This window comes from Paenibacillus sp. FSL H3-0329 (genome assembly GCF_037963285.1).
In the GTDB taxonomy this organism is placed as follows: Bacteria; Bacillota; Bacilli; order Paenibacillales; family Paenibacillaceae; genus Paenibacillus_AQ; species Paenibacillus_AQ odorifer.
In genome coordinates, this window is record NZ_CP150150.1 from 277,566 (window position 1) to 289,906 (window position 12,341).

Here is a 12,341-nt window from a genome sequence, read left to right on the forward strand (position 1 = left end):
AGGTCGGCTGAATGTTGGGGAAATTGCAGGTGAATTCGAAATAAGCAGGCCAGCGATTTCACATCATCTCAAAATCCTACGGGATGCCCGCATTGTTGACCATAAAAAGAGAGGCCAGGAAGTCTATTACTGGCTGGCGCGTGAACGGCTAGCAACAAACTTTAGGGCGCTTGCTGATTTGGCAACGTCGTTTAATCATGGGGACTAAGCCATCTCAAGGGAATGGTTCAGTCCCATTTTAGGATAACCAGGCATTTACCATATCCGAGACGGGTTTATAGATAAATATCATCCATCCCAGTGGGTTAGAGAACGAAATATGTAACGCATTAATAAGACTGAAGAAAGTTCCCAGCAACAGAAGAAATGAGAAAATCCACATCTCCTTGATTAATTTTTTCCTCCACATCAGGGGAACTTCAATGGCTGCTATAATGGCTACAACTATGAGAATCACTACTATACCCAATATTCACAACCTCCCAAACCATCTAGTTTCGAGATATTAAGTCTTTGCTCAGTGCTCTTCTGAACATTACTGCGCTTAACAAAACCAAGTGTAGTAATAGGTTAACACTCGATACTCAAAGATTCCACCTACAGATATGCGCCTTGCGATGTTATACATGGTTTTGTTCACTCCAATTTATCACTTCATAGGTCAAGGTTTCAGGGGCTATTCCTCTGTGAGATCTCCCGGTTTTTCCGGTGGTGTGCTCTTTTCCCGAACGATATTTTTTTTATTGATTAGCTTAGGGCGGGTAAACATAGCCCAATGTGGCATTCGGAAAAAGGTGTCCTTTTGATCGGCGAGATTATAGGGAGCAAACGGGCTCAAATAAGGAACGCCAAAGGAACGTAAGCTGCACATGTGAAGAACTATCGCAATAACCCCGATGATGATACCGAACAAACCAAAAGATGCAGCAAGGAACATCATCGGGAAACGGAGCATTCTGATGGTCAGGGCAAGATCGAAGGATGCAGCACAAAGCTGGAGATAGCAGTAATAGCGACGACAATAAGCATGGCAGCAGAAACAATGCCGGCATCAACTGCCGCAGTCCCAATCACCAGGGTGCCTACAATGGATACAGATTGGGCTATGGTTTGAGGCATTCGTACACTCGCTTCCCTTATAATCTCGAAGGCGAGCTCCATTAAGAGTGCTTCAATAAATGCTGGAAGCGGTACGCCCTCCCGTTGTGCAGCTAGACTGATCAGCAGGGTTGTGGGCAGCATCTCCTGATGAAAGGTAGTAATAGCTACATACAAAGATGGGGCTAGTAGTGAAATGAAAATACTGAAGTATCTAAGCATCCGTACTAAGGTGCTGACATCGGCACGTTGATAATAATCTTCCGCTGTCTGCATGAAGGAAACGAATAAGGTAGGCACCGTCATTACTATAGGAGTCCCATCTACTAATATGGCTACTTTTCCTTCCATAAGAGCAGCAGCTATAACGTCAGGACGTTCCGTATGATGGATGGTTGGAAATGGGGTATAGGTTTCATCCTCGATTAATTCTTCGATATAGCCACTTTCCAGGATACCGTCAATGTCGATCCGATCTAAACGTGAGTGTACTTCTTGCAGAATCTCATCACTAACAATGCCATTGATGTACATGAGGGCTACGTCTGTCTGTGTTACACGTCCAATTTGCTGTGTTTCTAACCAAAGATTGGGGTCTTTTATTTTCCGCCGGATTAATGCGGTATTCGTGCGTAAGCTTTCTGTGAAGGCTTCCTTTGGTCCACGAATCACCGTTTCAGTGGCACTTTCCGTTACGCCACGGTCTTTCCAGTCACGCATGCCTATGGTGAACCCTTTGGTATATCCATTGAGTAAGAGGATCACATCTCCGGATAATAGAGAGGTGAATAAAGAATTGAACTCCGTCGCATCTTTAATATCCCCTACAGTGAGCATGTGATCTTTTAATAATTGATAGTTGGCTGTTTGTGTATCAAGACTTGGATCTGGAAGTTCTAAAATTAGTGATTCCAGAATGAAATCCTGAATAGCTTTACTATCCGCCAATCCATCTGTATAGAAAATAGCTGCTTTAATCTGGTGTTTGGAACCAATAAAGAATTCTCTAATCACAAGATCTGTACTATTGCCGAGTCTTGTTTTTATATATTGAATATTATCTTGAAGTTTTTCTTTAATAAGTTCCTTAGGTAATTCTTTAGTGGGGTTGGGGTGCCCTAATGAAGGGTTCTTAAAAACTTTTGTTATTGTTCTGTTCAGAAATCCCATTGTTGTTATCCCTCTTCCGCTGGTGCTGTAAATATAGCTATTACCATAATGAGGTGGGATTATTCTGATCCATAGATGGGTTCATACACACCAAAAAAGCCGCAGAGAGATTCTCTGCAGCTAGCTAGAAGCGCTTAATTAAGACTTTAAGACGTCCAATCGTTATATAAATGCTTCTCCGTTAGGATGGACAACAACTGAATACCAACCTCATTATGGCCACCTTCAGGGATGATCAGGTCAGCGTATTTTTTGGATGGTTCGATAAACGCTTCATGCATGGGTTTAACTGTACTCAAATATTGATGATGGATCGACTGGATGCTCCGTCCACGTTCTTCAATATCTCTAAGGACCCGGCGGAGAATACGCACATCAGGATCGGCATCCACGAATACCTTGATGTCGAGCATTTCACGGAGATTCTCGTCAGAAAGGACGTGGAGTCCCTCAATGATTACAATATTGTTTGGCTTCAGTTCTACCGTCTCTGTAGTGGAGCGGGCATGGACTGTAAAGTCATACACGGGAGCGAATGCGGTCTGTTCTTCACGCAGAGATTTAAGATGCTCAATGAGCAGCTCGTTATCGAAAGCGAAAGGATGATCGTAATTAATGGATTCACGTTCAGCAAAGCTGAGATGTGAGTGATCCTTATAGTAGTTATCTTGAGATATGAAAGTTACCTTTCCCGTTCCAAGACGGTCAATGACGGAGCGGGCTACGGTTGTTTTTCCCGAGCCGGTGCCGCCGGCGATACCAATAATGAGCATGTGATTCAATAACCCTCCCTAAGATTGCCGTTGCAATTCCAATATTGTAGCACAGCGCTCATGTTTTTTCACCTTAGATCGGGTAAAATTAAGATGGGATTTTTGGAAATTCGTCTATATTAGGGACAAGGCAAATCCGGAAGGGGTTATTCAACGAATGAACGGAAAAAAATCAGTACAAGAGGCTTTTAATGAAACGGCCTATCGAATCGCAGGGAATGGGAATAGAGATGTGCAAGTGTTGAAGGAAGCCTTGGCAGCCGTAGAGAACAGTATGGCATCTGATATCTATGGAACGGGCGAAGTGATTGAAGATTTCCAGACGAAAATGGCGAATATCCTGGGCAAAGAAACCGCAGTTTTCTTTCCGAGCGGAACGATGGCGCAGCAAATCGCTTTAAGAATCTGGTGCGATGAAAAAGAGGTGAAAAAAGTAGCCTATCATCCCTTATGCCACTTGGAGATTCATGAGCAGGATGGCATGAAGGAATTACATCATATTGAGCCTATCTTGCTTGCGGATAAGGACCGATTAATCACTTTGGAGGATGTGGCGAATCTAAAGGACGATATCGCTTGTCTGTTGCTGGAATTACCCCAGCGCGAGATTGGTGGTCAGCTGCCAGAGTACACGGAGCTTGAAGCTATTTCTGCTCATTGCCGTGCACGCGGCATTAAATTGCATTTGGATGGGGCGAGATTATTTGAGATTCTTCCGTATTACGGGAAGTCAGCAGCTGAAATCTCTGCACTCTTTGATAGTGTGTATATATCCTTTTATAAAGGAATTGGAGGAATCGCCGGGGCAATTCTTGCAGGCAGCGAAGACTTTACGAAGCAATCAAAGATATGGAAACGGCGGCATGGTGGAGACTTAATCAGCTTATATCCGTACATCATTTCTTCTGATTATTATTTCCGGCAAAGAGAGGGCAGGATGCAGCAGTATTATGAAGGCGCGAAGGAGCTTGCTGCTTGGGTTAATCAATGTCACGACGTAACCACTCTGCCCGCTCAACCTGTCTCCAATATGTTTCACATGCATTTTCAAATGTCTAAGGAACAAATTGAACCGATCCTGTCAGCGGTGTATGAGGCGACAGGAATCGGTTTAAGCGCGGGTATAAGAGCTACCGGGGAACATACTTCTTATTGTGAGATCAGCATTGGAGACAAGTATGCCGACATCCCAAAAGAAAAGCTTAGAGAGTTTTTTCTGCTGCTCGATAAGCTAATGAGCGAATCATCTGCCGAGTAGCGTACGGAGTAAGGAGATTCGTAATAATTGTTTTTTAATAAGCTTCATGCGAAACTCATTTTTTAATTGATTGTAGATCAGCGGGCAATGGTTAAGCGCCCAATGGTACATGAATTTAAAGTCTGTAGCATCTTTTGCAGAATTTAATAAATAGTATGAGATCGTATCGTAAGCATTATGGTTGAACCATTCCGTCATTTCCTGTGCGTTATATCCATATTTCTGCACGGCCATATTCTTAATGAGTTTCTTTTCTTCCAGATTCTCAATTAAGAATCCTTGGCTCAGATTAAAGGTGATATTATTCCCGTGTATTCTGTACACGCCGGCAATCACATCAATGAAGCCCGCATCACCTACCAGCAGGGAACGCAAATAGATGGAAGCATCGTTGACCATATTCATATCTAGGATATCCATAGCCATTAAGGCCTCTCGTTTAAAGACAGTAGTTAAAGTAGAGGCGGGTTTTGGATATCCTTTTTTCTCGAAATTCATGAAATAATCGCGTTTCTTAATAATGCTGCTAAGCTGCAGATTGGAGATTTTTAGTTGTTTGGCTTTGGAATACTCCAGGAACACATTCGCAGCTACAAATGATATTTCGGGATGAAGGAGATGGAAGCGAACCGCTTTACTGAAATAATTCATGTCGATCAGATAATCATCATCATCGAGAAAAAGAACATATTCCCCATCACCATGTGCAGCGAAAGCTTTTCGGCGATTATTTCCAGGTCCGCTATTGGTAGCATTGCGCATGTAAATGACCCGTGGTTCCGCCCCAAAGTGTTGCTGCATTAACTCTTCCGTGCCATCTGTAGAACAATCATCAATCACTGTAATCTCTTTATTGGGATAGTCCTGCATTAAGATACTTTGGATCGCTTGGTATAGGAATGCTTTTCTATTATAGGTAGTGATAATGACACTGATCTTGGGGGAATCGGCTAAGGACTGGACCGTTGGATAGGAAATTTCCGTATCCGAAATGCGGCTTTCCATTTTAACCAACCCTTGAATTAAACCTGCGATATCGCTGGCAACAATGCTGAATTGTTCAGATAAATAGAATTTCAAGGTATCCTCTGAAGCCCTCCCCGTGAGATAAGCATGAATAACCTCAGATAAGGTTTCCAGATAAGGTTTGATTTGTACATTTTGTTCTTGATCTATGATCTGGCGGCATCTTTGCAATAGTTCTGTATCATCTATTTGGATGGTGGGTGAATGGTTTATTTCATCATTTAGGTCATTTAAAAAGACGTAACAGGCTTGCTGCAAAACCTCGCTATGATCCATTTCCAGTCCTCCTGTTGTGTTATTTGGATAAACCACTTACCTCAGGCTGAGCGTTAATTTTATTTTTGAGTTTATATCGATACTTTTTGAGATGTTCCCATGTATAGAGGAAGACTTCCCGTTCCATTAAAGAGCCGATTACAAAATATACAGGCAAGATCACTAGTCCTAGAAGTACACCCCAGATCATAAGCCCCAGATAGGAATGGATCGGGATGTCGATGGCAGTCGTGATGAGAATAATACCTACAAAAACTACTGCATTCGTAAGCCATCTTCTAAAAGTGACCCATGGACTGCGTGCCAGCAAATGTTTGCTGGCATAGATTACAATATCTATGGAGCGGTATAAGAGGGCAGCTATCGTTCCCATTAGTACACCGTAAATTCCCATGAAGATTACGAAGACAATAGAAGCCACCAGATTAATGGCGGATTCCAGAATGGAACGGTTTTGTGTTTTTTTGAAATGTCCAGCGATGGTAATCACATTATTGGAAGACGTTCTGGCATTGGTTAATAATTTGATGACTACGAACAGGATCGGCAGCCACATATCAATGTAATTCACGTCGTTTACCCCAGCGGTATACAATTTCATAAAGGGTAAAATCAAAATGTAAGCCACCGTTAGAATCGAGAAGATAAGCCCCATGAAATACACTTCGTAAGCATCATAAAATTTAATAAATGCTTCTTTGCTCTCATGGTAGCTTTGCCCGAGGGCAGCCTTCACACTTCCGTTTATGGTCTGGACGATATTATCCACGATCGTAAAAATCATATTGTACATAACATAGATACTGACGATTTTTAGATTCGTAAAGATGGTTAATATAAGTACGTCCGTATTTCTAAACACCAAGTAGGAGATTTCATGGACTAATACGGAATTCTTTTGGCCAATAGCTTCATAGTCTGGTTTGAGATTCAGGTTGATCCACTTGTAATTCTTATTCATATAAATATAGAAAGCGATAATTTGAAGTAAGGTTAAGATAAAATAGGAAGCTTGAACGGCAATAATGTCCACACCTTGCAGTAATAACAGAATCCGGATCAGGCTGTTCATAATATTAGCTACAGTGACAATAGAAGTCTCTACATAGCTTTTTCCCTCCGCAGCGAGCAGGACCTTGAATTTTCCCTGAAAATAATAATTGATCGCTCCGCCCATCCCTGTAAGCAAAATAATGACCATAATCGATAATTTATCGATCTCAGAAGAGATCACCAGCGGGTACACGATGGCGAGTAGCAGTACGGCGAAGAAATAGTAAATGCCTGTTTTTTTATAATAGCTGGAGGTGGCAGCCAGAATAGAGTTAATATTGTTTTTATTATTCGAAGCTACCGGCTTATAAAGCGCTTGGATCGAGGCCGCTCCAACACCTGCTTCCAGCAGCGCCAAATAACTAATAATCTGCACAATCGAAGCGATCAACCCATTGGCCTCAGAGCCATAGTTGACCATTATCAGTCTGGGTATAAAAAAACCGAGGATGATCGTGATGAGTTGACTTCCCAGTCCAAAGGATAAGTTAAGAATGCTCCGCTTGGCTTTCATAACGAATCCCCCTTTCGTAAAGCGATAAATACGTATCTAGATGCTCGAAATGCCTTTCGGCTTGTTTTGCTTGCAATGTGACATCCATAGAGCAGGTGATCATACTTTCAAAAATCTGTGCAGGCTGGACCTGTTCCAGCGTATTGAAATCGGCATACAGACCTGTGAACCCAACATCTTTCATTACATTGATCATTTTTTTGCTGTAGGCTACGGGGAATACCGGTTTATTAAATACCCAGCCCAGAATCATTGCATGGAATCTTGAAGCCACAATAGATCTGGCATTAGCTAACACGGACAATACTTCTTCCATGTTCGTTTTATATAAATGCACTTGCATAGCATCCTTGTAGGAGGGACCGATAAGGCGCTGAATCTCTTCAATTGCCAGTTGATCGCCTTCGTGTTCGCAAAATGACATGAAATGAACCGCGTAACCTTTTTCAATGAAATAAATTGCGAGTTCTTTCATTTTTTCATAATAGAGGTTGTCAAAACCGTTCAGACCTTTCGCAGAAGGCTTAATAACGGATAAGACGATGTAATCCTCCGGTTCGTTTGGAATATCTGGCGGGTCTAGCTGAAAAATAATATCTGGGGCTAAGCGGACATTATCCAGATCCTTAAATAAATCATAAGAGTACTGTTCTCTGAAACATATATCTGTATAATCCTTGAAAATCCGCTTGTGCTCATCATAGTATTCTTGATTTGTAAAAGGGCCAAAATTAGATCCTAACAGATAGTAAGGCTTATTTTGATTACGAATGACTTCTGCATTCTTGAAATGCTCTGCCCAGTGGTCTGCCTCCATGAAAATCGAGCCGCCGATATGAACGACGCCATCTGAGTGATCTGCCAGATATTTGTGAGCCACATTATGTATCTTTAGCTTCCTGCAAATATAGCCAATGCCTCTTAGAAGAAGGGAATCGGAAGGATACACTTTGAGGTTAGGGATCTCTTTGAAACATAGTTTATAGAGGCGTGGTGCGCAAATTCTGAATCTGGTATCCGGATATCTTTCGCATAGCACCTTAATGAATAGATCATCGCCCAGATTAAATTCAGTATAGGCGTATATCAGCATTTTTTTCATATTCTAGATTCCTTTCGGGTTCCGTTCCCTTTAAGTAGGTTTCGCTTGAACCTGGATAAGCTTCTCTCCACAGAGATGAATCTGTGATATAGAAGCGGGGAGATTAAAAATGTTCTGATATAAAGGGTTAATCTGCGATTATCTCCTCTATAACGTCTTATGAGTTCATCCATTTCTTGATTGAGCTTGGGATAGGTATGGTTGATGTCACGAAGTAATTCCTGAATGCTTACCCCTTCCGTACCATTTAGACAGGTTTTGAGGTTGAAAAAGTAGTTCTCAATCAGCTCCCGGTTCATTAACAATGGGGAGATCGTATCTAGTTCAGCAAAGGGATAGGTTTTGAAATATTCATCCACCCTTTTAAAAGCATCCACTACATCAAATTTATTCACGTTATAGCTGTTGGAGATGGAGGAGTTTCTCTGTAAATAAAATGATAGTATATCCGGGATTGAGATGACTCTGGCCGCTCTGGACAAGGCTTTGTAGATGAACTCTTGATCCTCTCCATTCACACAGCGTTCTGTATAACCTAGCTCGTGGAGAAGTAGGAATTCTCGCTTATAAGCGATACTCCCTGTCCATATTCGCAAGCTCTTGTTCACGAAAATCCGCGCCAGTGCTTCACTTCCCGTCACGTCGCTGAAATCAGAGGTACAGCTCAATAGAGTTTCTCTGCCTTCGGAGACATGATTATAACCCCAGCAAATAATCTCGGGTTGTTCATCTTGGGTATAAGACTGAAGGGTTGAGACCAAGTCTGCGGAGACATAATCGTCTCCATCTACAAAAAGAACATAATTACCTGTGGCTTCAGCTAAACCCCTATTTCTAGCCGCGCTTACTCCATGATTCTCCGTTCGAATGACTTTACAGAAAAGGCCGGGATTACGCGAAAGAATCTTTTCTATAACGTTGTAAGTGTTATCCGTAGAGCCATCATCTACGATGATGACCTCGAAATGCGGATCGCTTTGGTCAAGGAGTGAATTGAATATAGGGGTTATATACTGCTCTATATTGTATACCGGGATCACAAGGCTTAGATTCATGGGCTCGCTCCTTTCCTGTGTAAAACGGGATGATAAGCTATCTTAAGCTTACCCCTCGTATTAAAAGATTGTATATACTACTTTAGTTTACTTATTGCTGGCTCTACTCGTTGTAGCATCATGTGAATAATAATTATTACAATATGTAAAATGAAAATATTATGGTTTGGTTTAACATAGATAGAAAGCCAACAAAACGTTCGAAGCGGAGGGATCTGGGATGCAGCTGCAAAAAATATTCGTGAACGGTGAGAGACTGAAGAGTACAATCGAGGCATTTGCCGATTATGGGCGTACAGATAAAAATGGCGTGACCCGATTATCGCTGACGGAAGAGGATCTTAAAGTTCGGGAGTATTTTCGTGCCTGTTGTGAAGAGCTCGGAATGTCTGTGAAGATGGATGATATGGGGACGATGTATGCCACATTGGCAGGCGAAACTTCCGGGCCTCCGATTGTGATTGGCTCGCATATGGATACTGTGAAAAAAGGGGGCAGATTCGATGGCGTCCTAGGGGTTATCGCGGGTCTAGAGGTTGTGCGGACGCTTGTAGATCACGGGATTAAGCCGAAGGTTCCGGTGACGATTATGAATTTTACGAATGAAGAGGGGGCACGTTTTGAGCCATCGATGATGGCCTCTGGTGTGCTATCCGGAAAGTTTGATAAAAGTGTTATGTTGAACAAAAAGGATCCAGCGGGCATTAGCTTTGGTGAAGCGCTGGAGAAGAGTGGATATAAGGGAGAAATGAGCAATCGTATCACCGAAGCCACCGCTTATTTGGAGCTTCATATTGAGCAAGGGCCTGTTCTTGAAAAAGAGGAGCTGACGATTGGGCTGGTTGACTGTGTAGTTGGTATGGCCTGTTACGAGATTGAGGTGACGGGAGAATCCGATCATGCGGGCACAACCCCAATGGCGATGCGCAAAGATGCTTTGTTTGCTGCCACAGATCTGATTATTGAGCTGCGGAGCAAGCTGGGGGCGCTCGATTCCGAGCTTGTGTATACCATGGGCAGAATGAATGTGCTTCCTAATATCCATACCGTCATTCCCAATAAAGTGATTTTCACCATTGAAGCCAGACATAAAGATATGGAGATTGTGCGTGAAGTGGAAGCCATTATTAACAGTTTGCCAGAGCAACTGCTGGATTGTGAAGTAAGCAAAACTAAGCTTTGGGGCCGAGATACGGTGTGGTTTGATCAGAATGTGTGTGATTTGGTGGAGCAAGCGGCTCAAACCTTAGGTTATTCCAGTCGAAAGATCGCAAGTGGTGCAGGGCATGATGCACAGTTCGTAGCCAGCTTTCTGCCATCCGCAATGGTGTTCGTGCCTAGCGTGAATGGTAAAAGCCATTGTGAAGAGGAACTAACCTCTTATGAAGACTGCGAAAAAGGGGTAAATGTAGTGTTAGAAACAGTGATGTTGTTATTATCAAGATAGTCCATGTAACTTAATATAACATTATGCGATATGGTAGTCGCTTTAATTTCATACAAAATCGTCAAAAAGGCACTCTATAGGGTGTCTTTTTTTATGAGATAATAAAGATGGTTGTGTTGAGTACCAAAGTGGTTAAAGATTAATGGGCAGTTAAGTCAGATCCTTTGTGTAAAAACACAATCATGGTAGATAATATTTTAATTTTTTAACAAAATGGGAATGCTAATCATATGTTATTATTCTTTACATAAGGGATCTACATTAGATGGGAGAGATGAATGATGATTATCGGAGTACCTAAAGAAATTAAAAACAATGAAAATCGTGTTGCCATAACCCCTGCGGGTGTAGTTAGTTTAATTACTGAAGGTCATCAAGTGCTCGTAGAAGCTGGAGCCGGTGTGGGCAGTGGATTTCCTAACGAAGAGTATGTCTCTGCCGGAGCACAACTGATTGAGGATGCAGCAAAAGTCTGGAGCTCCGCTGAAATGGTGATGAAGGTAAAAGAACCATTGGCAACGGAGTACCCCTATTTCCGTCCAGATCTTATTCTATTTACGTATCTTCATCTTGCTCCAGAGCCTGCCTTGGCTGCTGCGCTTAAAGACAAAGGTGTCTTTGCGATCGGATATGAGACGGTTGTTCATGGACGCACCTTGCCGCTGTTAACACCGATGAGTGAAGTAGCTGGCCGGATGTCCGTCCAATTGGGAGCGCAGTTCCTGCAAAAGAACTACGGCGGACAAGGTATTCTTCTTTCCGGTGTTCCTGGCGTTAGCCGAGGTAAAGTGAGTATTATTGGCGGCGGTGTAGTAGGTACTAATGCAGCTAAAATGGCTATTGGCTTAGGTGCAGATGTTACGATAGTTGACCTCAGTGCGGAGAGACTACGTCAATTAGATGACATTTTTGGAGCACAGATCAATACGTTGATCTCTAACCCTTATAATATTGCCAAAGCAGTGGCTGAAGCGGATCTGCTGGTAGGTGCCGTGTTAATTCCGGGTGCCAAAGCACCGAAGCTGGTTACTGAAGAAATGGTTAAGACTATGAAGCCGGGATCAGTGATCGTTGACGTGGCCATTGACCAAGGTGGCATTGTAGAAACCATCGACAGAGTGACGACACATGATAATCCCGTGTTTGTGAAACACGGCGTGCTGCATTATTCCGTGGCTAATATGCCGGGCGCTGTTCCTAAGACCTCAACTATTGCCTTAACAAATGTTACAGTTCCATATGCCCTGCAAATTGCCAATAAAGGTGTGATCAAGGCGATTCAGGATAATGACGGCCTAAGAAGCGGCGTGAATGTAGCCAATGGCAGAATCACCTGCCAAGCTGTTGCCGAAGCGTTGGGTGAGACACCTTATTCGGTTGAGCAAGCCATGGAGCAGACATTCACATTGATCTAAAATAAACACGTTCCATAATGGAATGAGCCAAACAGCAAGCTCTCTGCGGGGAGCTTGCTGTTTGGCGTTTCTTGCGGAGGAGATCGGGTGGAAGTTTGTCAGTACGGTGTTAAAGTAAATAGATTGCGTTTCAGTGTGATTAGATACATTAGGT

General features: G+C 42.7%; 9 protein-coding genes and 1 pseudogene. 3 read left to right on the forward strand and 7 right to left on the reverse strand.

Translation table 11 applies throughout. From position 1 onward, the window contains the following. Positions 1-238 precede the first annotated feature (238 nt). The 3 genes and pseudogenes from NSQ66_RS01285 to udk all read right to left on the reverse strand — a co-directional run bounded on the left by NSQ66_RS01285 (position 239) and on the right by udk (position 3,041). A complete protein-coding gene (locus NSQ66_RS01285; RefSeq protein WP_235219548.1) occupies positions 239-469 on the reverse strand; it encodes a hypothetical protein in 231 nt (76 codons plus the stop codon). Positions 470-676: 207 nt separating this feature from the next. Continuing rightward, positions 677-2,268, reverse strand: a pseudogene (locus tag NSQ66_RS01290) (spore germination protein). Between the two features lie 146 nt (positions 2,269-2,414). Continuing rightward, a complete protein-coding gene (gene udk / locus NSQ66_RS01295) occupies positions 2,415-3,041 on the reverse strand; it encodes a uridine kinase (protein WP_036687251.1) in 627 nt (208 codons plus the stop codon). Positions 3,042-3,198: 157 nt separating this feature from the next. Here udk and NSQ66_RS01300 point away from each other — a divergent pair, with 157 nt between their 5' ends. Further along, entirely contained in the window at positions 3,199-4,299 is a 1,101-nt protein-coding gene (locus NSQ66_RS01300) for a beta-eliminating lyase-related protein (protein ID WP_076141424.1), read from the forward strand. On the opposite strand, the gene NSQ66_RS01305 is transcribed toward NSQ66_RS01300, so the two are convergent. From NSQ66_RS01305 to NSQ66_RS01320, 4 genes are read right to left on the reverse strand one after another with little or no spacing between them, the layout of a single operon-like run. Beyond that, on the reverse strand, positions 4,285-5,601 hold the full coding sequence (locus tag NSQ66_RS01305) for a glycosyltransferase family A protein (RefSeq protein WP_052096714.1): 1,317 nt from the start codon (positions 5,599-5,601) through the stop codon (positions 4,285-4,287). The genes NSQ66_RS01300 and NSQ66_RS01305 overlap by 15 nt on opposite strands. A 19-nt stretch (positions 5,602-5,620) precedes the next feature. Continuing rightward, positions 5,621-7,168 carry a sugar isomerase gene (locus NSQ66_RS01310; RefSeq protein ID WP_076141423.1) on the reverse strand — a complete coding sequence of 516 codons (1,548 nt, stop codon included), beginning with the start codon at positions 7,166-7,168 and terminating at the stop codon, positions 5,621-5,623. Next, positions 7,143-8,270 carry a polysaccharide pyruvyl transferase family protein gene (locus NSQ66_RS01315; RefSeq protein ID WP_076141422.1) on the reverse strand — a complete coding sequence of 376 codons (1,128 nt, stop codon included), beginning with the start codon at positions 8,268-8,270 and terminating at the stop codon, positions 7,143-7,145. The genes NSQ66_RS01310 and NSQ66_RS01315 overlap by 26 nt, the downstream gene beginning before the upstream one ends. Next, entirely contained in the window at positions 8,267-9,325 is a 1,059-nt protein-coding gene (locus NSQ66_RS01320; RefSeq protein ID WP_076101136.1) for a glycosyltransferase family 2 protein, read from the reverse strand. Before NSQ66_RS01320 ends, NSQ66_RS01315 begins: the two co-directional genes overlap by 4 nt. A 220-nt stretch (positions 9,326-9,545) precedes the next feature. Here NSQ66_RS01320 and NSQ66_RS01325 point away from each other — a divergent pair, with 220 nt between their 5' ends. Next, a complete protein-coding gene (locus NSQ66_RS01325; protein WP_076101138.1) occupies positions 9,546-10,772 on the forward strand; it encodes a Zn-dependent hydrolase in 1,227 nt (408 codons plus the stop codon). Between the two features lie 281 nt (positions 10,773-11,053). Next, complete coding sequence (gene ald, locus NSQ66_RS01330; protein ID WP_076101139.1) at positions 11,054-12,187, forward strand: alanine dehydrogenase; 1,134 nt, start codon at positions 11,054-11,056, stop codon at positions 12,185-12,187. The last annotated feature ends 154 nt before the right edge of the window (positions 12,188-12,341 follow it).